This is a genomic window from Plantibacter sp. ME-Dv--P-095 (genome assembly GCF_030209365.1).
Taxonomy (GTDB): domain Bacteria; phylum Actinomycetota; class Actinomycetes; order Actinomycetales; family Microbacteriaceae; genus Plantibacter.
In genome coordinates this window covers 125,449-144,492 of sequence record NZ_JARVSB010000011.1, presented here as the reverse complement: position 1 = coordinate 144,492, position 19,044 = coordinate 125,449, and the positions used below count along the sequence as shown (strand labels likewise).

20 protein-coding genes are annotated in these 19,044 nt (G+C 71.1%); 8 read left to right on the top strand and 12 right to left on the bottom strand.

Going from position 1 to position 19,044, the window contains the following annotated elements:
• Positions 1-8: 8 nt before the first annotated feature.
• Together QRN26_RS16560 and QRN26_RS16555 are read left to right on the top strand one after the other, a co-directional pair.
• Entirely contained in the window at positions 9-713 is a 705-nt protein-coding gene (locus tag QRN26_RS16560) for a helix-turn-helix transcriptional regulator (RefSeq protein ID WP_285037597.1), read from the top strand.
• 38 nt (positions 714-751) lie between these two features.
• A complete protein-coding gene (locus QRN26_RS16555; RefSeq protein WP_285037596.1) occupies positions 752-2,113 on the top strand; it encodes an HNH endonuclease signature motif containing protein in 1,362 nt (453 codons plus the stop codon).
• 22 nt (positions 2,114-2,135) lie between these two features.
• Here the strand turns inward: QRN26_RS16555 and QRN26_RS16550 are convergent, their stop codons facing one another.
• From QRN26_RS16550 to QRN26_RS16525, 6 genes are all read right to left on the bottom strand, one after another.
• Entirely contained in the window at positions 2,136-2,651 is a 516-nt protein-coding gene (locus QRN26_RS16550) for a hypothetical protein (protein ID WP_285037595.1), read from the bottom strand.
• A 136-nt stretch (positions 2,652-2,787) separates the two neighbouring features.
• Positions 2,788-3,651 carry an NAD-dependent epimerase/dehydratase family protein gene (locus QRN26_RS16545; RefSeq protein ID WP_285037594.1) on the bottom strand — a complete coding sequence of 288 codons (864 nt, stop codon included), beginning with the start codon at positions 3,649-3,651 and terminating at the stop codon, positions 2,788-2,790.
• Positions 3,652-3,661: 10 nt separating this feature from the next.
• Positions 3,662-4,057 (bottom strand): AraC family ligand binding domain-containing protein, encoded by a 396-nt coding sequence (locus QRN26_RS16540; protein ID WP_056782176.1) that lies wholly within the window; start codon positions 4,055-4,057, stop codon positions 3,662-3,664.
• A complete protein-coding gene (locus QRN26_RS16535) occupies positions 4,057-4,515 on the bottom strand; it encodes a cupin domain-containing protein (RefSeq protein WP_285037593.1) in 459 nt (152 codons plus the stop codon). Before QRN26_RS16535 ends, QRN26_RS16540 begins: the two co-directional genes overlap by 1 nt.
• 47 nt (positions 4,516-4,562) lie before the next feature.
• Positions 4,563-5,387 carry a phosphoenolpyruvate hydrolase family protein gene (locus QRN26_RS16530; protein WP_056782178.1) on the bottom strand — a complete coding sequence of 275 codons (825 nt, stop codon included), beginning with the start codon at positions 5,385-5,387 and terminating at the stop codon, positions 4,563-4,565.
• A 2-nt stretch (positions 5,388-5,389) separates the two neighbouring features.
• Positions 5,390-6,694, bottom strand: a complete 1,305-nt coding sequence (locus tag QRN26_RS16525) for a Tm-1-like ATP-binding domain-containing protein (RefSeq protein WP_285037592.1) — start codon at positions 6,692-6,694, stop codon at positions 5,390-5,392.
• 249 nt (positions 6,695-6,943) lie between these two features.
• Between QRN26_RS16525 and QRN26_RS16520 the strand changes: the two genes are divergently transcribed.
• The 4 genes from QRN26_RS16520 (at position 6,944) to QRN26_RS16505 (ending at position 11,228) form a co-directional block, all read left to right on the top strand.
• Positions 6,944-9,637 (top strand): family 78 glycoside hydrolase catalytic domain, encoded by a 2,694-nt coding sequence (locus tag QRN26_RS16520; RefSeq protein ID WP_285037591.1) that lies wholly within the window; start codon positions 6,944-6,946, stop codon positions 9,635-9,637.
• Between the two features lie 5 nt (positions 9,638-9,642).
• Complete coding sequence (locus QRN26_RS16515; protein ID WP_285037590.1) at positions 9,643-10,656, top strand: LLM class flavin-dependent oxidoreductase; 1,014 nt, start codon at positions 9,643-9,645, stop codon at positions 10,654-10,656.
• Between the two features lie 63 nt (positions 10,657-10,719).
• Positions 10,720-10,971, top strand: a complete 252-nt coding sequence (locus tag QRN26_RS16510) for a type II toxin-antitoxin system Phd/YefM family antitoxin (RefSeq protein WP_285037589.1) — start codon at positions 10,720-10,722, stop codon at positions 10,969-10,971.
• On the top strand, positions 10,968-11,228 hold the full coding sequence (locus tag QRN26_RS16505) for a Txe/YoeB family addiction module toxin (protein WP_056010787.1): 261 nt from the start codon (positions 10,968-10,970) through the stop codon (positions 11,226-11,228). Before QRN26_RS16510 ends, QRN26_RS16505 begins: the two co-directional genes overlap by 4 nt.
• A gap of 31 nt (positions 11,229-11,259) precedes the next feature.
• Here QRN26_RS16505 and QRN26_RS16500 read toward each other — a convergent pair whose 3' ends face one another.
• Positions 11,260-11,628 (bottom strand): DUF952 domain-containing protein, encoded by a 369-nt coding sequence (locus QRN26_RS16500; protein ID WP_285037588.1) that lies wholly within the window; start codon positions 11,626-11,628, stop codon positions 11,260-11,262.
• Between the two features lie 44 nt (positions 11,629-11,672).
• On the opposite strand from QRN26_RS16500, the gene QRN26_RS16495 reads away from it, so the two are divergent.
• A complete protein-coding gene (locus tag QRN26_RS16495; protein ID WP_285037587.1) occupies positions 11,673-12,290 on the top strand; it encodes a TetR/AcrR family transcriptional regulator in 618 nt (205 codons plus the stop codon).
• A gap of 22 nt (positions 12,291-12,312) precedes the next feature.
• A complete protein-coding gene (locus tag QRN26_RS16490; RefSeq protein ID WP_285037586.1) occupies positions 12,313-12,849 on the top strand; it encodes a hypothetical protein in 537 nt (178 codons plus the stop codon).
• A 30-nt stretch (positions 12,850-12,879) separates the two neighbouring features.
• Here QRN26_RS16490 and QRN26_RS16485 read toward each other — a convergent pair whose 3' ends face one another.
• From QRN26_RS16485 to QRN26_RS16465, 5 genes are all read right to left on the bottom strand, one after another.
• Entirely contained in the window at positions 12,880-14,295 is a 1,416-nt protein-coding gene (locus QRN26_RS16485) for a carboxylesterase family protein (protein ID WP_285037585.1), read from the bottom strand.
• 134 nt (positions 14,296-14,429) lie between these two features.
• Positions 14,430-15,419, bottom strand: coding sequence for a C40 family peptidase (locus tag QRN26_RS16480; protein WP_285037584.1), 990 nt, complete (start codon positions 15,417-15,419; stop codon positions 14,430-14,432).
• A gap of 244 nt (positions 15,420-15,663) precedes the next feature.
• Complete coding sequence (locus QRN26_RS16475) at positions 15,664-16,695, bottom strand: LacI family DNA-binding transcriptional regulator (RefSeq protein WP_285037583.1); 1,032 nt, start codon at positions 16,693-16,695, stop codon at positions 15,664-15,666.
• 188 nt (positions 16,696-16,883) lie between these two features.
• Positions 16,884-18,329: a sensor histidine kinase gene (locus QRN26_RS16470; RefSeq protein WP_285037582.1), complete on the bottom strand. Its 1,446-nt coding sequence runs from the start codon at positions 18,327-18,329 to the stop codon at positions 16,884-16,886.
• Between the two features lie 4 nt (positions 18,330-18,333).
• Positions 18,334-19,041 (bottom strand): response regulator transcription factor, encoded by a 708-nt coding sequence (locus tag QRN26_RS16465; protein WP_082456204.1) that lies wholly within the window; start codon positions 19,039-19,041, stop codon positions 18,334-18,336.
• Positions 19,042-19,044 lie beyond the last annotated feature (3 nt).

Genomic DNA, 19,044 nt, shown 5'->3' with positions numbered 1-19,044 from the left:
GTCGACCGATGAAACGGGTGGAGCGATTGCACGCGCTGACGGAGACCCTCCGTCGGAGTGGATCCCGCGGGTGTTCCGCCGAACGGCTCGCACGCGACTTCGAGGTCTCCGTGCGCACCGTCAAGCGGGACCTCCAGGCGCTCGAGCGCAGTGGTGCGCCCATCTGGTCCCGCCCGGGTCCCGGCGGCGGGTACGGGATGGCCGTCGGCACCACGCTCCCGCCGGTCAGTCTCTCCCCGGTGCAGGCGGTGGCGCTCATGGCGGCCGCAGCGGCCGCACCCGACGCCCCCTACGCCGATCTGGCGTCAGCCGGTGTCGCGAAGATCCTCGACGTCCTCGACCCCAGGACCCGCGCCCGAGCCGACGCCCTGGCCGACCGCATCTGGGTCGACGCCCCGCCGACCGCCTCGCGCGCCGTCCGGTCGGCTCTCGAGGAGGCGATGGCGGACCAGCGGGTCGTGCGCATCCGGTACACCTCGGGAACGGGGAGCACGACCACCCGCGACGTGGAGCCCGTGCTGTTCGCCTCGACGAACGGGCAGTGGTACCTCGTGGGGTGGTGTCGGATGCGGGACGCGATGCGGTGGTTCACCGTGTCGCGCGTCGAGCGGGCCAGCGTGACCTCGGCGAGCTGCAGCGGCCATACCGTCGCAGAGGTCGGCGAACCACCGGCGCACGCGAACCCGGTCCACGGCCGCGGAAATCCGTACTGACCATCTTGAATGTCAGTGGTCCGTGATGGACTGGAGGCATGACCACCACTGAGCGCCGCGAGCACCCGAGCGACGTCTTCGCAGCGCGCCTCGCCTCGTTCTCGGACCGCTTCGCGGAGCTCGCCCGGCGACGAGCCGCGCTCGACGCCGAGGAAGTCCGACTCCTCGCGGAGGCGGCGGCGTACGCCGACGGGACCACCTCCGCAGTGATGTCATCGCGCATGTCCGAGTCGGAGGGACGCGACCTCGCACGGCGTTCGATCTGCGCATCGCTCGCCATGGCGACGCGGATGTCCGAGCCGACGCTGCAGCACCGCATCGGTGAGGCGGAGACCCTCGTCCACCAGGCGCCGTCGGTACTCGAGGCGCTGGAACGCGGCACGATCAGCGTCGGTCACGCCAGGGTCGTGACCGACCAGTTGCGCGACATCCCAGCCGTCGGGCACACGATGTTCGTTGAGCAGGTGCTCCCGGTCGCCGAGCGGACCACGCCGGCGCTCCTCAAGCGACGCGCCCGGGTGCTGCGCGAACGGTTGCACCCCGAGTCGATCACCGTACGAGCGCGCCGCTCCCAAGCCGACCGCCGAGTGACGATCGAGCCCGCCGCAGACGGCATGGCCTGGCTGAACCTCCTGACGACCGCGCCCATCGCGTACGCGATCATGTCCCGGCTCGACGGTGTTGCCGTGCCGGCTCGCGCCGCAGGCGATGACCGTACGCTCGCGCAGCTGCGCGCCGACGCGCTGTCCTCGCTGGCCGTGGCGGGCACCGTCAGCGCCGACGACAAGCCGATCCCCGCCGACCCGGAGTCCGGCGGGGAGGTGGTGTGGCTCGGAGGTTCGAGCGCCCCGAGGGACTGGTCTGCCAGATCGACTCAGCAGGTCGTGCTCATCGAACGCCCCGTCGACGTCGAGGCGCACATCCGGCCCACCGTCCAGCTCGATGTCCCCGTCCTCTCGCTCCTCGGCGTCACCGACGAGCCGAGTACCCTCGACGGCTACGGGCCGATCGACCCCGACACCGCCGCCCGGCTCGCGGTCGCAGCCCCGTCCATGACGAGAGTGCTCACCCAACCGGAGACCGGCGCCATCCTCTCCGTCGGCCGCGAGCAGTACCGGGTGCCGGCCGATCTCCAGCGCGCGGTGCGTCTGCGCGACGTCACGTGTCGGGCACCGGGATGCGGCCGACAGGCGCGCAATTGCGACCTCGACCACACCACGGCGTGGGAGCACGGTGGCACCACGAGTATCGACAACCTCGCCGCCCTCTGCCGACATCATCATCGACTCAAACACCTACCCAGGTGGGAGGTCGAGCATCACCCAGGCGGCACACTCCATTGGACGACACCTGACGGACGCCAACACGAAACCAGACCGGCGTTCGCCGAGACCGGATGACGCGGTGATCGCCGTGCGGCGTTCAGACGATCGTCCTGAGGTAGACGACGACGGTACCGTCCGCCATGTCGCCACGCGCAGCCTGTCCCTTCCCGAAGCGGATCGGGCCCACGCCGGCCGCTCCTTCGCGCTCGAGCTTGGTGTTCAAGCCCTCAGAGGCCGTCACTGCGGTCGCGGCCGTCGGAACCTCGGCGGAGGAGGCGAACTCGAGCCTGGCGGTATAGGTGATGGACAGGATGCCCGATCTCCGCAACTCACTGACCCGCACGTCGTCGCCCAGGTCGACACCGAACACCGTCTCGACCGACGATCGCAGCTCCACCTGGCATTCGGACTCGACGGACGCGTAACCGCACGTCTTGACCTGCCCGTCGAGAGTCGGGTAGGTGCCCTGGAATGATCCGATACCGAACCCGATCACCGCGATCACCGCGGCGACACCGGCCACGAGCATCGCGAGCGTGGTTGCGAGCCGGCGAGCAGCCTGCCTGAACGGAGTCCTCGGATACTCCCGCTCGTGGAAGAACCCATCAGCCACGGGCACGACCTCATCCGGCCCGGCTTCCCCCGGCAGCGGTTCGCTCGATGACCCGGTCATACCTCCCCCAAAGCCGCGGTCCACCCCCGGACCGCCGCCCGCTCACCCTACCTCGCACCGGATTCGAGGCCGCCGATCAGCCCCGCGCCGCCTCCTCGCGCTCGAACTCGTCCCGCCAGAGATGCTCGGGCTCGTAGCCGAGGCGCGCACGGGCCTTGTCGATGGACATGAGCGTCTCGAACTCGCCGAGCCCCTCGCGCAGCGGCACGCCGGGAAAGTGCGTCGCCGCGAGCTCCGCCGACGGAACCGTCGTCCCGGTGTCGGAGGCGCACACGTCGTACACCTCGAAGCCGGGCTCCGCTCGGGCCAGCGCGAGCGCGACCGCCTGCGCACCGTCACGAGCGTCGACGTAGCTGAACAGCAGATCACGCCGATACCCGGGCTCCGACGCGCGGGCGAACGTCCCGTACTCCCCCGGCGCGACCACGTTCGTGAACCGCAGCGCCGTGATCGACGTGCCCTCGGCCCACCGCACGAGCTGCGCCGCCATCGCCTCCTCGGCGACCTTCCCCAGCGCGTAGGTGTTGTTGGCGCGACTGACGGTCTCGTCGATCGGCAGGAACTCCGGCGCCTCCTCGAACGGGAAGCCCATGGCCGTGATGCTCGACGCGGTCACGATCGTCCGGATCCCCGCGCGCAACGCCCCATGCAGCACGTTGAACGACACCGTCAGGTTGTTGTGGAACGTCGCCGCGTCCGGCACGAGCCCGTTCACCGGGATGGCCGCCAGGTGCACCACCGCGTCGAGGCGGAAGAACCGGGCCGTCACGCCGAGCAGGCTGTCGATCGTCTGCCCGTAGTCGGTCAGGTCCACGCGGGTGAACCCGGGCCCGGCAGCACCGGCGAGGTCGAGCCCGTGCACCGTGTGGCCGTCCCGGCGCAGGCGTTCGACGGTGGCGGACCCGAGCTTGCCCGAACTCCCGGTGACGGCGATGCGCATACCGACGATCCTAGGCTCGGGCCGGGAAGTCGGCCGGCAGCGGGAGCGCGGTCACCACGTGCCCGGCGGCGTCCGACTCGTCCGCGTGCAGATGACCGACCCGACCACCCGTCGGCAGTCCCGTCTCGGTGAAGAACCCGCGGATCGTCTCGTACACCTCGACGATGTCATGGGTGTCGCCCGCCTGCGTCAGCACGATGTCGCCCGACTGCACATAGCGTTCCGCGCCGTCGACGAACACCTTGCCCTTGCCCTCGGCGATGAACCAGATCTCGTGGTCGTCGTGGTGGTGCCGGTCGAACCGGCCGCCGTCGACCGACACCGCGAAGCGTCCGATCGTGCCGATCTCGCTCCAGTCCGGCTTCGAGCCGGGATGCACCCAGGAACCCGGTTCGATCACCGGCATCAGCGGTCCTGCTTCCAGCTCGGAGCCTCGCCGGCGTCGAGGATGCGCGCGTCGGGCAGCCCGTCGAGACCCGTCTCGGCGCCACCAGGCGTGTACACGACCGACAGCCGCAGCGGACGCCACGTCGTGTTGTAGGTGGAGTGCACCGTGTCCTTCGGGATGTAGACGGCGTCGCCCTCGCGGATCGGGAACGCCGGGCCGTCTCCGACCGTCTGCACCCCCTCGCCGGAGATGACCGTGATGACCTCCTCCTCGCCCGGGTGCTGGTGCGGCGCGTGCCCCTGCCCGGGGTAGACGATGACCTCGCCGACCGTGAGGCCGACACCCTCGTCGAGGTGCGGGGTGACGAGCCACTTGATGGTGCCCCAGTCGAAGACCCGCGTGGGGACCTCGTCCGGTCGGCGACCGGCGGTGGCCGGGGTGATGGGTCGTGCAGCGGTGTTCGGGGTGTCGGTCATGGCGTGCTCCTCGTCGAGTGGGTGGTGCGGCGGGCGCCGCGGGTCGGTCAGCGGGTCGGGATGGCTTTGAAGTCCTCGATCTGGCGCTTGATCGCGCGCTCGGTCGGCAGCCGCTCCGCCGAGGACGCACCGAAGAAGCCCGCGACGCCCGTCGTGTTGGCGAGGATGAAGGCCGCGTCCTCAGGTTCCGCGATCGGGCCGCCGTGGCAGAGCACGATGACGTCCGGGTTGATCGCGACGGCGGCATCCCGCATCTCCTGCACCCGGTGCGCGGACTCCTCGAGGGAGAGCGCCGTGGTCGCACCGATCGTGCCGGCGGTCGTCAGGCCCATGTGCGGGACGAGGACGTCGGCACCAGCCTCGGTCATCGCGACCGTCGACTCGACGTCGAAGACGTAGGGGGCGGTGAGGAGGTCGCGTTCTGCCGCGAGTCGGATCATGTCGACCTCGAGGTCGTAGCCCATGCCCGTCTCCTCGAGGTTCTGGCGGAACACGCCGTCGAACAGGCCGACGGTCGGGAAGTTCTGGACGCCCGTGAACCCCATGGTCTTGAGCTCGTCGAGGAAGCGTTCCATGATGCGGAACGGGTCGGTGCCGTTCACGCCCGCGAGTACGGGGGTGTCTCGCACGATCGGCAGCACCTCGCGACTCATCTCGACGACGACCTGGTTGGCGTCCCCGTAGGCGAGCAGCCCCGAGAGGGAGCCTCGACCGGCCATCCGGTACCGTCCCGAGTTGTAGATGATGATGAGGTCGACGCCGCCGGCCTCCGCGGACTTCGCCGAGATGCCGGTGCCCGCTCCGGCACCGATGACGGCCTGCCCTCGCGCGACGGTGGCGCGGAGCCGTTCGAGTGCGATGGTCCTGTCCATGGTCAGTCCTCCTCCGTGGTGGTGCTGTCCTCGATGAGCGCGTGCAGGGTGTCGGCGGCGAGTCGCGCGAACGCCGGGTCGTTGAGGTGCTCCGGGCGGTCGACGACGGTGACCGCACTGCCGTCCAGGCCGGTGAGCACCGCTTCGACGAGCGCGGCGTCCGCCTCCGGGTCGTGGAAGGGCAGGCCGTCGGCGTCGAGGGCCGAGACGCCACCGCGCGGGATCAGCAGCACCGTCGGGGCCGTCGCCGCGGCGAGTTTCCGGCCGATGCGGGCACCCAGCTCCCGGTTCTCGTCGACCGTGGTGCGCATGAGGGTGACGGTCGCGTTGTGGACGAAGAAGTCGCGATCGGCGAAGCGTTCCGGGACGGTGTCGCGCGGCCCGAAGTTGACCATGTCGAGTGCACCGAGACTGACGAGCTGTGGCACGCCCGCCGCGCCGGCCGCGGTGAGGCGGTCAGGACCGGCGGTCAGGACGCCGCCGACGAGGTCGTCGGCGAGCTCGGTGGTCGTGAGGTCGAGCACCCCCGCGAGCATCCCGCTGCGGGCGAGCGACTCGAGCGCTTGCCCGCCCGATCCGGTGGCGTGGAAGACGAGCACCTCGTAGCCGAGCTCGTCGAGACGCTCGCGGGCCGCGTCGACCGCCGGGGTCGTCACCCCGAACATCGACGCCCCGATGAGCGGCCGGTCCGTGCGCTCGGCCGAGGAGGCCAGACCGCGAGTCTTCGCGGCCGCGGCCATGCCGGCGACGGCGGCGGCCGCATTGCCGAGGACTGCGCGGGAGATCTGGTTGATCCCGGCGATGTCGACCACGCTGTACATGAGTGTCACGTCGTTCGCTCCGACGTATGGGGAGACGTCGCCGGACGCCATCGTCGAGACGAGGAGCTTCGGCGTCCCGATCGGCAGATCGCGGAAGACCCGGGCGGCGATGGCCGATCCGCCGCTCCCGCCGAGCGCGAGGACGGCGTCGATGCGCCCCGAGGCGTGCAGGCGTCCGACCACGGCCGCGGCACCCTCGCCCATCGCACTCACGGCCGCGCCGCGATCCTCTGCTGCGAGCAGGGTCTCGAGATCCGTCCCGCCTGCAGCCGCCACCTCGCGGTTCGAGTATTCGACGGCTGCCGGGTAGCCGTGGGGCTCGCGCGTCCCGGCGTCGACGACCACGACGTCGGCACCGAGTTCCCCGAGCCGTTCGGCGATCCACGCGTACTCGACCCCCTTGGTGTCGAGGGTGCCGACGAGCGCGACGGCCGGTCGTCCCGTTCCGCCCGTCTCGGTTCCGCTGGCTGCCTCGGGTGTGGTCATCGTCGCTCTCCATCGTCGTCGTCGTGAGCGCGGGACGGCCTCGTTCCGGGGCCCGTCCCACCTGGCGGGTCCGCTCCGACCCTGCCAGCGCCTCCATCCTGCTCCAGGTTTTGAAACGTGTCAAGAAGTACCGCGAACCGCTCGCTTTTGCGCTTGCCCCCGTTGTACGATCGGTTTTTGAAACGTGTCAGAGTTGATCGCCTCGCGAGCTGCGACGCGCCCTGCCTGACGAAAGGACCAGCAGCCACGATGGTGACCACGAGCGCTCCCCGATTCGAGCATCTCCGCGAGGCCCGCGGTATCGGCGTGGCGAGGCCCCGGCTCAGCTGGACCAACCTGGGCCCGGCCGGCTGGGAACAGCGGGCCGCCGAGATCGAGATCACCCGCGGCGATCGGGTGACGACCACCGGACGCATCGCTACCGGCGAATCGGTCCTCGTCGCCTGGCCGGGTGAACCGCTCCGCTCACGCGAGGTCGCCTCGGTGCGTGTCCGGGTGTGGGGCGGTGGGAGCGCTGAGACCCAGACCGACGAGGTGGCGGACTGGGGACCGGCGGCGACGGTCGAGGCCGGCCTCCTCTCGCCGAACGACTGGGTCGCAAAGCCCATCGCCGCGGACTGGGACGAGGATCCCGACAGCGACACCCGCCGGCCGCCCCTGCTGCGGCGCGACTTCACCGTCGGTGCGGGCCTCGAATCCGCCCGCCTGTACGTCACGGCGCACGGCGTCTACGAGGCGGAGATCAACGGCCGTCGGGTCGGCGACGAGGCGCTCGCCCCGGGTTGGACGAGTTACGCCAGCCGACTGCGCACCGCGACGCACGATGTCACCGCGCTCCTCCACCCCGGCGACAACGCGATCGGCTCCTGGATGGGCGACGGTTGGTACCGGGGGCGCCTCGGCTGGCGCGGCGGCTTCCGCAACCTGTTCGGCTCGGACCTGTCGCTCATCGCGCAACTGGAGCTGCGGTACCACGACGGCCGTGTCGAGACGGTCGCGACCGACGAGCGGTGGCGCGCGTCCCTCGGACCCATCATCAGCTCGGGCAACTACGACGGCGAACACTACGACGCCCGCGAGGAACGGCCGGGATGGTCGTCGCCGGGCTTCGACGCGAGCGCGTGGACGGGCGTCCGCATCGGCACCCGCGACCCGTCCACCTTCGTCGCCCCCGAGGGTCCGCCGGTGCGCGCCGTCGAGGAGGTCGCACCCATAGCGGTCCTCACGAGCCCGAGCGGGAGACGCATCCTCGACCTCGGACAGAACCTCGTCGGTCGACTCAGGATCCGACTCTCGGGAACGGCCGGCGAGACGGTCGTGATCCGCACGGCCGAGGTCATGCAGGCGGGCGAGATCTACACCCGTCCGCTGCGGGAGGCGAAGGCGACCGACAGCTACACGCTCGCCGGCCGACCGACCCCGCCGGATGGTGGAGCTGCCGAGACGTGGGAACCCCGGTTCACGATCCACGGGTTCCGGTACGCGGAGATCAGCGGGTGGCCGGGCGACCTCGACGCAGCCGTCGCGAACGGCGACGTCGTCGCGCGCGTCTACCATTCGGACCTCGAACGCACGGGCTGGTTCGAGAGCTCCGACGAACGCGTGAACCGGCTCCACGAGAACGTGCTCTGGAGCATGCGCGGCAACTTCGTCGACCTCCCCACCGATTGCCCGCAGCGCGACGAACGCGTCGGGTGGACGGGCGACCTCCAGGTGTTCGCGCGCACCGCCTCCTTCCTCTACGACGTGTCGGGCATGCTCGGCTCCTGGCTGCGCGACGTCGCGGTCGAGCAACACGAGGACGGCACCGTGCCCTGGTACGTGCCGTTCATCCCCGACGACGGGCAGTGGACACCGAACCGGCCCGGCGCGGTGTGGGGCGACGTCGCGGTCCTCACGCCCTGGGTGCTCTACGAGCGCTTCGGCGACCTCGGCGTCCTCGCTGCCCAGTACGACAGCGCGAAACGGTGGGTCGACCTCGTGCACCGCCTCTCGGGCCCTGGCCACCTGTGGAACGAGGGCTTCCAGCTGGGCGACTGGCTCGATCCGGCCGCCCCGCCGGACCGGCCCGCCGAGTCGCTCACCGACCGGTACCTCGTCGCCACCGCCTACTCGGCCTGGTCGACGGCGCACCTCGCGAAGACCGCCGCCGTGCTCGGACGCTCCGCCGACGCGGAGCACTACGCCGACCTCGCCGAGGCGACCCGCCGCGCGTTCCTGGCGGAGTACGTCGGCGAGGACGGGGTCATGACGAGTGACGCCCAGACCGCGTACTCGCTCGCGATCGCCTTCGAACTCCTGCCGGATGCGGAGGCGGTCGACCGCGCCGGCGACCGACTGAGCGCCCTCGTCGCCGGTGCGGGCAACCGGATCGCGACGGGCTTCGTCGGCACCCCGATCGTGAGCGACGCGCTGACGTCGTCGGGCCATCTCGATCGCGCGTACGACCTGCTCCTGGAGGACGGGTGCCCGTCGTGGCTGTACGCGGTCGCGCAGGGGGCGACGACGATCTGGGAACGCTGGGACAGCATGCTGCCGGACGGCACCGTGAACCCCGGGCAGATGACCTCGTTCAACCACTACGCGCTCGGCGCCGTCGCCGACTGGCTGCACCGGGTCGTCGCCGGCATCGCGCCGGCCGCGCCCGGGTACCGCTCGATCCTGTTCCGGCCCCGGCCGGGCGGCGGGCTCACCCACGCGTCGGCGGTGCATCTGACGCCCTACGGGCGCGCGTCGATCGCCTGGACCATCGCCGACGGCACGTTGCAGGTCGAGGTCGAGGTGCCGACGGGGACCTCGGCGGTCGTCGACCTCCCGGGTGCCGAGCCGGTGTCGGTGACGAGCGGGACGCATCGCTTCGCGGTCGGGGTCGATGCGCAGCCGTCCACCACCGGCACGACAGATCCATTCACCGGAATAGAACCGGCGCGCGCGACGCTGTAGCCAGCGTGAAGAAGATCGGGTTCCTGTCCTTCGGACACTGGCAAGACGTTCCGGGCTCCAGCGTGCGCACGGGGCGCGACGCACTCCTGCAGAGCATCGACCTCGCGGTCGCCGCGGAGGAGGTCGGCGTCGACGGCGCCTACGTGCGCGTGCACCACTTCACCCGACAGCTCGCCTCGCCGTTCCCGCTGCTCGCGGCGATGGCGGCGAAGACCTCGCGCATCGAGCTCGGCACCGGTGTCATCGACATGCGGTACGAGAACCCGCTCTACATGGCGGAGGAGGCTGCGGCCACCGACCTCATCAGCGACGGGCGACTGCAGCTCGGTGTGAGCCGGGGATCACCCGAGACGGCGCTCCGCGGTTCGGAGTCGTTCGGGTACGCACCCGGCGAGGACGAGACGGACGCCGACGTCGCCCGCGCGCACACCGAGGTGTTCCGTGCGGCGATCGCCGGAGCCGGGGTCGCCCGGGCGAACCCGCAGATGACCGGGACGAACGGCCTGCTGGCCATCCAGCCGCAGTCGCCGGGCCTCGGCGAGCGCATCTGGTGGGGTGCCGGTTCGCGGTCGACGGCCGTCTGGACGGCGGAGCAGGGCATGAACCTGATGTCGTCGACGCTCCTCACCGAGGACACGGGTGTGCCGTTCGACGAGCTGCAGGCCGAGCAGATCGCGATGTTCCGTGCGGCGTGGGCCGAGGCCGGTCACGAGTGGCAGCCCAGGGTCTCGGTGAGCCGCAGCATCCTCCCGCTCATCGACGACGAGACGCGACGTTACTTCGGCCTGCGCGCGCAGGCCGACTCGAAGGACCAGGTCGGTCACCTCGACGGCGGGCTCGCGCGCTTCGGTCGCAGCTTCATCGGCGAACCCGACGTCATCGCCGCCGAGCTCGCGGCCGATGCGGCCGTCCAGGCGGCGGACACCGTCCTCGTCACCGTGCCGAATCAGCTGGGGGTCGAATTCAACGCCCGCATCCTCGAGTCGATCGTGAAGGACATCAAGCCGGCACTCAGGTAGTCCGAGGAGGCCGACGGCTAGCTGGAGTGGTACGCTTTTCTGTACCACTCCAGGAGGCTCCCCATGTCAGCGATCAGCGCGACCGATGCACGCAAGAACTTGTTCGGTCTCATCCAACAGGTGAACGACGACCACGTGCCGGTCGAGGTCGTCTCGAAGCGGGGGAACGCGGTCCTCGTCTCGAAGGACGATTACGACGCCATGGTCGAGACCGCGTACCTGCTCCGCAACGCCAAGGGTGCCGAACGCCTCCTCGCCTCCCTCGAACGTGCTCGGAACGGGGAGTTCGAGACCCACAAGCTGCTCGACGCGTGACCCGGCAGTTGGCCTTCGACCGCAGCGGCTGGGAGGACTACACCTCCTGGCAGAGCCAAGACCGCAAGACGCTCAAGCGGATCAATCTGCTCATCCAGGACGTCCTCAGGGATCCGTTCGTGGGCATCGGGAAGCCCGAGCCATTGAAGCACATCCTCTCAGGAGCCTGGTCCCGACGGATCGACGACGCGAACCGACTCGTGTACCTGGTGACCGACACCCACATCGTCATCCTGCAGGCGCGCGACCATTACTGAGTGGGTACACACCGAGCCAGGTGATGACCGCCTAGTCCACCGTCAGTCCGGCGAGCGCCGCCGGCACCTGCCAGGCACCGGTCGCATCGCGTTCGAGCGGGAGTTCCGCGATCACCGCCGGGCCCGCGGTGGGCAGCGGAGCGAGGACGCGAGGCGCGGGCTCCCAGGTGACCTCGGCGCCTGATGCCTGCAGTTCCTCGGCGTCCAGCACGATGAGCAGCAGTGGCAGCTGGAGCGAGCCGTAGACGCGGTCGAGCACCTCGGGCAGACCGTCGGCGGTCGTCGCGTGAACGAACCCGGCATCCACGAAGGGCACCGCCCTCGTCGACACCTCGTACTCGCCGAACGGCCTGCTGGCCTCCCAGTCGTCGACGATCGCCACGTGCAGGATCTTCGTCATCTCCACCCTTTCGCTTGAATGAGACGCTACCGTATCATTAGAGCATGGACACGAGACGAGGTCGCCCGACGGCTGCCGAACGGGACCGCCGCCGCGATGCGATCCTCGACGCGGCCATCGGACGATTCACCGCGCACGGGTACGGCGGGACGACGATCGAGGCGATCGCCGCCGACGCCGGCGTGACGAAGCGCACGATCTACAACTGGTTCGGCGATCTCGCCGGCGTGCTGTCGGCGGCCGTCGAGCGACAGCACGCCTACCTCATCGCGGTCGACGCCCCAGGGTCCGACGCCGAGTCCCTCGAAGACGCGGCGACCCGGCTCGTCCTGGCGCTGCACTCGGACGTCTCGGTCGCCCTGCATCGGCTCGTGATCGCGGAGTCACCACGCTTCCCCGAGGTCGCCGCCGAATTCTACGCCGCGGGACCGGCTCGCTCGATCGCCTTCCTGTCCGGCCACGTCGGCGAGCAGGCGGAGCAGCTCTACACCCTGCTCCTCGGCGAACCGCATCGACGCAGGCTGCTCGGATTGTCCGCTGCGCCGACGCCGGCCGAAGCCCGGGCGCATGCCCGCGCGTGCCTGGCACTGGTCGTTGACGAGGAGCTCGTCCACGAACCATCGGCCACGCAACCCGGGACGACCCCGATTCCGACCGTATAAGTCGTCTGACACACTTACGACTATGAAGCGTTCCACTCTCCCCGCCCTCGCCGTCGTCCTCCTCGCCCTCGCGGGCTGTTCGGCAGGAACCCCGACGCAGACGTCCGCCCCCTCCGCGACCACCGCGGCACCGACAGCCACGCCCTCGGCGACCTCCGAGCCCATGAGCGACGCGACCTGCGAAACCGTCCTGACGGACGAGGAGTACGCGAGCCTCGCGGAGGACGGGCTGGTCCTGGACCCCGACATCTTCGTCCTCGACGACACGATGCAGTCGATCATCGACGCCGGCGGCCTCGGTTGCTACTGGGCCCGCTCCGGCGGCGACATCCGCGTCTGGTACGCGCAGGGAGCCAAGACCAGCGCCGAGTGGGACACCCAGAAGCAGTCGCTCATCGGCGCCGGATGGACCGAGACCGACACATCGGTCGCAGGTGCCCTCCAGGCCCCCGACGTGAACGACCCCGACTACCTGCCCGTCGTGACCTACCGGGATGGCGTCGTCTACTACGCCAGCGTCGCGAACCTGCTCCCCTCCGTGAAGGCCCTCCAGGAGTAGTCGTCGCGGCCGGGCCTCAGTGGTCCGGCCTCAGCGGTCGAGCGTCACCATGTCGCTTACGCCAGCCGTCGCATCGGCCGCGAGCGAGCCGTCACGCGCGAAGTCCGCCCACATCTGACGCAGGAATCGACCACGACGGTCGACCTCCGACCAGCTCGACGTGCCGATGAGCGCCGTCCGGCTCCAGGCCCGCTCGGTGCCGAGCAGGAGCGGCAGATCCGTGACGTGCGAAGCGCCGTAGGGGCTGCCCGGCGGTGCCCAGCTGAGCTCGTACCGGGTCGCGCGACCGCCGGACGCCCGATGCCGTTCGATGAACGCCTTCGCGTCGCGGGTGTAGGTCAGGTGCGTCGTCGCGCCGACGAGCGCCCGTCGGATCGGCACCCCGACGAGCGGCATCGCGGTGAGCCGCGCGAATACCGGGATGAGCGGCACGTAGAGGCGGGTCTCCTCGGTCGTCGAACCGATGAGCACGTCGATGTGCGAGGCGGCCTCCCGCCACGCTGCGTCGCGATCGCCCTCCGCCGGGAGCGGCGCGTGCCCGTACTGGGTGCCGAACGCCATGCCACCACGCAGCCCGAAGCGCCGCGCGGCACGCTCCACCCGCTCCTCCAGGGCCATCAGTTCACCGACGGGGGTGTCGCGGTCCGGCGCCCCGGCCGCCCGCATCATGGCGCTCGCCATCTTCGCCCTGCCGCTGCTGATGCCGAGCGGCGCACTCTGCAGGATCACCCGGCGGAACAGCCCAGCGGTGCCGTCACTGATCATCAGGTGGGCGATGGCGTCGGCACCCGCGGACTGCCCGAACAGGGTGACCAGGCCGGGATCGCCGCCGAACGCCGCGATGTGCTCGTGGATCCAGCGGAGGGCGAGCACGAGGTCGAGCAGGCCGAGGTTGGCCGGCAGCGCCTCGCCGTCGCCGAGGAACCCGAGGATGCCAAGCCGATAGGTGACCGACACGACGACGACCCGCTGCTCGACGACCAGGTTGATCGGATCGTAGACGTCGAGGTCACCGGCACCCGTGACGTAAGCACCGCCATGGATCCACACCATGACCGGCAGCGCTTCGCCGGGCTGCACGTCGGCGGGCATCGTGATCGAGAGCGCCTGACAGTCCTCGGAGTCGACCATCCCTTCGCCTGCCCCCTCGAGGACGGCCTCGAGCACCCGTGATGGCCGCTGCGGCGAGGCGGGCGCACGACGGAGGGCGCGGTAGGGGGTCGCGGTGCCGTCGGCCTCGGTCGGCAGCCCCGTCGGAACCGGCACCTCGAAGCGACCCGCGCGGGCGTAGGGGATGCCGAGCGCCCGCACGACCGGGCCGTCGACCTTCGCGAGGATGGTACCGAGGGCGGTCTCGAAGCCACGTTCGTCCGGCGGCGACATCGGAGGCGCGGACGCCTCCGCACCTGGTGCGTCGGAGGTCGGGCTCGCGTGCAACTCGGTCATCTGTCCACGCTATCCCCGAGCGGCCTGTGCACAACTCCTGCCCGACGGGCTCACACCGAAGACACGGCAGCCCGAACCGGGCCGAGCTGCCGGCCGAGGGCGGGTCGAGCAGGAGTTGTGGACGACGGGCCTGCCTACGGGATGCGGATGTAGACCGGGTCGCCCCAGATGGTCAGGCGGTGCTGGACGTACCGGCCCCAGTCGGGCGAGTCGTACATGCCACCGTTGCCGTCGTAGATCGCGATGTGCCCCTCGGGCCAGTAGAGCAGGTCGCCGGCCACCGCCTCGGACGCCGAGATCTGCACGCCGGACGCCGCCTGCGCGCCGGCCCCGCGCGGCAGGGAGACACCGAAGGCCGCGAACACGTACTGGACGTAGCCGTCGCAGGCGAAGCTGTCCGACGGGTCGTTGCCGTTGCCGTAGGGCACGACACCGACGAACTGCGCCGCGTAGTTGAGGATCGCCTCGCCGGAGCGGGCGACGTTCGGTGCCGGGAAGGTGCGGCCGGACGACGCGGAGGCGGACGAGGACGCGGAGGCCGAGGCGCTCTCGGCGGCGGCGGCGGCGGCCTGCGCGGCGGCGGCAGCGGCAGCCGCTGCGGAAGCGTCGAGCTCCTCCTGGCTGGTCGCGCCGTACCCGTCGCGCGTGAACGGTGCGGCCGTGGCGGTCGAGGGCACCGAGTAGGACACGGACTGCATGGTCGCGGCGGACGGGATCGCGCCACCGGTCGCGGCGTCGACGTCGACTCCGGCCGCGGCGGCCGGCATCGAGACCGAGACGAACAGGCCGGTGGCGAGGGTCATGACGCCGAGCGTGGCGAACGGCTTCGCGCGCCTCGCGAACGAGCCCTTGCCGCGCTTCGCGGACGGACGCTTCACGGGCACGAGGTCGACGTGGCGTCGCTCGTCCTCGGCGGACGCCGTCCAGCGGTCGTCCTCGAGCCGGGCGGCCCGACGCGCGGCGCGAGGGCTCAGGGCGACGTGACGGCCGCCACCGCCGCGGGACGGCCGGGGCGTCGTCGACGCCGAAGTGGTCGGCGCGGCGCCGGAGGTCTGCGCGAGGGTGGTGGCCGGGGTGTCCACGTGCAGTCGTTCGACGGCGCGCGCGGGCGTGGTGCTGGTCATGTGTGGGGTACCGTCCTGGGTCTCGTGCGCGTCGGGGGCGCGCTCGGTTCATGCTCGGTGGGTGTCGCTGGGCCGGGGAAGCCCCTCCCTCGATGACCGCGGTCGACCGGTTGCCCGGTCCGAGGGAGACGAAACGGCCACCCTACGTGGGCTTCCCTGAGAGGAACCTCCGCTTGGAACGCCCTGTGGACGAACGATGAGCGCCGGAACGCGAGGCGTCACCGCGCTCGCGGAACGCCACGGGTCAGTCGGACCGGACGCCGGCCGTCGACTGCCGGACGACGAGTTCCGGCTGGAACACGATCTGCTCCGGCACGCCTCCCACCCCGGCGGCTGCCTCGCTGAGCAGGAGTTCGACGGCCGTGTGCCCCATGAGGGCGCTCGGCTGGCGGATCGACGAGAGCGGGACGACGGCCGCCGAGGCGAAGTCGATGTCGTCGTATCCGATGAGTGCGATGTCCTCGGGCACCCGCACCGAGCCGAGCATGCTGAACGCCTGGAGGACCCCCATGGCGAGGAGGTCGTTCGCCGCGAACACCGCGTCCGGCCACTCGTCACGAGGACGCCCCGTGATCACCTCGCCGGCCGCGCGCCCCTGCAACACCGTGAGCGACGTGGTCTCCAGCGTCTCGAGCTGCACGTCGACACCAGCCGCCACGGCCGCCTCGACCGCCTGGGTCGCCCCCGCGAGTCGGTCGCGGACCTGCCGCAGCGACGCGGGGCCACCGACGACGGCGATGCGACGACGACCGAGCGAGAGGAGGTGCTCGACCGCGAGCCGGCCGCCGGCCACGTCGTCGACGGCGACCGAGGAGAAGCTCGCGTCGTCGGTCTGCCGGTCGACGAGCACCGTGGGCGTCCCGCGATCCCGGAGACGCGCGAGGCGGTCGAGGTCGTCGCCGAGCGGGGTGATGAGGACGCCGGCGACCCGCTGCTCCTCGAAGAGGTCGAGATAGGCGCGCTCACGGTCGAGGCTCTCGTCGCTGTTGCCGAGCAGGACCGAGAGGCCTTCGGCGTCGGCGCGATCCTCGGCACCGCGGGCGACGTCGGTGAAGAACGGGTTGCCGACGTCGAGCACGACGAGGCCGATGCTGCGGCTCCGGCCGGCGCGGAGCTGTCTGGCGGCGTCGTTCCGCACGAAACCGAGTTCGTCGATGGCCGCGTGCACGCGTTCGACGGTGACGGGCGACACCTTCTCGGGACGGTTCAGGACGTTGGAGACGGTTCCGACCGAGACGCCGGCCCTCGCCGCGACGTCCTTCACGCTCGCACTCACGGTTCCCCTTCGCCGGTCTGTCCCGCCAGGTGACGCCGGTCGGGCTGGCTCATTGTTGCACGCAGCGACTGCGCACGCCTGCCCGGCCCACTGCCGACGTTCACCCCAGTCCCTTGCTCAGGAGTTCTCCGGCGCGGCGCGCCCACCTGAGCCCGACACACCGACCGACTCCTGAGAACGGGCAGCGCTCACACCGGATCGGCCGGCAGGACCGGGGCGACGGGCAGGGTGACGACGACCTCCAGGCCGTGACCGGGACGGTTCAGGAGCCGGATCGCTCCCCCGGCGTTGCGCGCGATGGCGGCGACGATCGCCAGCCCGAGCCCCGATCCGTGCCCGGAGGACCGCGTCGCGTCCGAACGACTGAACCGCTCGAGCGCCCGTGGCTCGAAGGCCGGATCGAGCCCGCCCGCGGTGTCCGACACCCGCAGGGTGAGCAGGTCGGCGGCATCGTCGAGCATGACCGACAGCCGACGTGGAGCCGTGCCGCGATCGGCGAACGCCTGCAAGGCGTTCCCCAGCAGGTTGTCGACGAGCCGGCCGAAGTCGTCGGCGCGGACGGCGTACGTGGCCGCCGCATCCGGTGCCCTGTCGGCGAGCGCGCTCACGACCTCGACCTCCACCCCGGCCAGGGCGTCGTCCGAGGCGACCCGGAACCTGGCCCGCTCGACCGCTTCGAGCGTCTCGGCGTCGAGGGCATCCGCGGTCGACCGCCCGACCGGCGCATCTGCCTCGATCCGCGAGAGTTCGAGCAGGGAGGTGACGAGCGCCGACAGCCTGGTGGCACTCCGCTCGGCGCCCTCGATGTCGGCGAGCAGCTGCTCCCGCGAGGAGTCCTCGAGCCTCGCGAGTTCCAACTGCGTCCGCAGGATCGCGAGCGGCGTCCGGAGTTCGTGGCTCGCGTCGGAGACGAGTTGTCGCTCGCGGTCGGCGGACGCCCGCAGCCGCTCGATGAGATCGTTGAGGGTGATCGCGAGCTGCGCGATCTCGTCGTCCGCCCGCCCCACCGGCAGCAACTCCGCCGTCGAGCGACCGCTCAGGCTCTGCGCGCTCACCCGCAGCCGCGTGACGGGACGGAGCGACACGGTCGTCAGGATCCAGCCCCCGGCCGCGACACCGAGGACGAGCAGCGCGAACGAGCCGACGAGCAGGAGCCGCATCTGCACCAGGACGGTGGTCTCCTCGGCCTCGTCCCGCCCGGCGATGACGTACCAGGTGTCGCCGCCGACGGTCACGGGCTGCGACAGCAGGACGTAGGTGGCCCGGCCGGCGTCGACGATGGTGACCTCGCGGGTCGCCGCGAGGGCGGAGAGCTGCCCCGCCAAGGTCGTCGGGAGACTGAAGACGGGGATCGAGCCGTCGGGGGCGATCACCGCGATCCGCGTGCCGAGGCCGGGACCCTGCAGGGGGTCGTCGGGCCTCGCCTGCAGGGCGAACACGTACTGCGCGCCGTCGCTGCGGAGCGCCTGGACGGTGCCGTCGCGGACGATGCGTTCCAATTGGGCGTTGATCGCGAGGCCCGCGAAGAGCGACACGACGACCGCGATGAGGAGGCTACCGCCGGCGATCCGGGTGCGGATGCCGTGGTGCCGTCCGCGTCGGCCGCGTCCCCGTCCGCCGAGCCCATCCGTCATCGATTCACCGTTCCGCGGCGACGACGGAGAACCCCACGCCCCGGCTCGTCACGATGCGGACGCCCGCCTCAGCCAGCTCGAGCTTGCGTCGGAGCCGACTGATGTACTGGTCGACGACGTTCGGGTCGATGTTGTCGAAGGTCTCCCAGACCTCGCGCAGCATGGCCGCTCGGGACACGACGACGCCCGGCTCGCTCGCCAGGACGCGCAGGACATCGAACTCGGTCCCGCTGAGCGGCACGTCGCGGTCCCCGACGCGGGCCCGATGGCGGTGCAGGTCGAGCGTCAGCCCGCCGACGTCCAGGCGCGGCTGCGAGGTGAGGGCGTCGCGTCGCCGGACGGCGCGGATGCGGGCGGCGAGTTCGGCGAAGGCGAACGGCTTGATCATGTAGTCGTCGGCTCCCGCGTCGAGGCCGCGGACCCGGTCGTCGACGGCGTCGCGGGCCGTGAGCAGGATGACGGCGAGCGTCGGGTCGAGGTCCTTGAGCTCGCGGCAGACGGTGAAGCCGGAGCGCCCGGGCAGCATGACGTCGACGACGGCGACCTGGTACCCCGTCTCCCCACCCGCCGCCGGGTTCGCGGCCGCCTGCTTGGCGAGGGCGAGGGCGCTCGGGCCGTCGAACGCGGTCGTCACCTCGTGTCCGTCGGAACCGAGGCCGCGGGAGAGGAGGGCCGCCATCTCGCGTTCGTCGTCGACCACGAGGATCCGCACGGT

Excerpts from the sequence above, each read along its gene's own strand:
- QRN26_RS16535 (WP_285037593.1), bottom strand. The coding sequence starts at position 4,515 with ATGACCGACACCCCGAACACCGCTGCACGACCCATCACCCCGGCCACC.
- QRN26_RS16530 (WP_056782178.1), bottom strand. The coding sequence starts at position 5,387 with ATGGACAGGACCATCGCACTCGAACGGCTCCGCGCCACCGTCGCGCGA.
- QRN26_RS16495 (WP_285037587.1), top strand. The coding sequence starts at position 11,673 with ATGGACACGAGACGAGGTCGCCCGACGGCTGCCGAACGGGACCGCCGC.
- QRN26_RS16560 (WP_285037597.1), top strand. The coding sequence starts at position 9 with ATGAAACGGGTGGAGCGATTGCACGCGCTGACGGAGACCCTCCGTCGG.
- QRN26_RS16525 (WP_285037592.1), bottom strand. The coding sequence starts at position 6,694 with ATGACCACACCCGAGGCAGCCAGCGGAACCGAGACGGGCGGAACGGGA.
- QRN26_RS16485 (WP_285037585.1), bottom strand. The coding sequence starts at position 14,295 with ATGACCGAGTTGCACGCGAGCCCGACCTCCGACGCACCAGGTGCGGAG.
- QRN26_RS16540 (WP_056782176.1), bottom strand. The coding sequence starts at position 4,057 with ATGCCGGTGATCGAACCGGGTTCCTGGGTGCATCCCGGCTCGAAGCCG.
- QRN26_RS16545 (WP_285037594.1), bottom strand. The coding sequence starts at position 3,651 with ATGCGCATCGCCGTCACCGGGAGTTCGGGCAAGCTCGGGTCCGCCACC.
- QRN26_RS16520 (WP_285037591.1), top strand. The coding sequence starts at position 6,944 with ATGGTGACCACGAGCGCTCCCCGATTCGAGCATCTCCGCGAGGCCCGC.
- QRN26_RS16490 (WP_285037586.1), top strand. The coding sequence starts at position 12,313 with ATGAAGCGTTCCACTCTCCCCGCCCTCGCCGTCGTCCTCCTCGCCCTC.
- QRN26_RS16480 (WP_285037584.1), bottom strand. The coding sequence starts at position 15,419 with ATGACCAGCACCACGCCCGCGCGCGCCGTCGAACGACTGCACGTGGAC.
- QRN26_RS16555 (WP_285037596.1), top strand. The coding sequence starts at position 752 with ATGACCACCACTGAGCGCCGCGAGCACCCGAGCGACGTCTTCGCAGCG.
- QRN26_RS16470 (WP_285037582.1), bottom strand. The coding sequence starts at position 18,329 with ATGACGGATGGGCTCGGCGGACGGGGACGCGGCCGACGCGGACGGCAC.
- QRN26_RS16500 (WP_285037588.1), bottom strand. The coding sequence starts at position 11,628 with ATGACGAAGATCCTGCACGTGGCGATCGTCGACGACTGGGAGGCCAGC.
- QRN26_RS16510 (WP_285037589.1), top strand. The coding sequence starts at position 10,720 with ATGTCAGCGATCAGCGCGACCGATGCACGCAAGAACTTGTTCGGTCTC.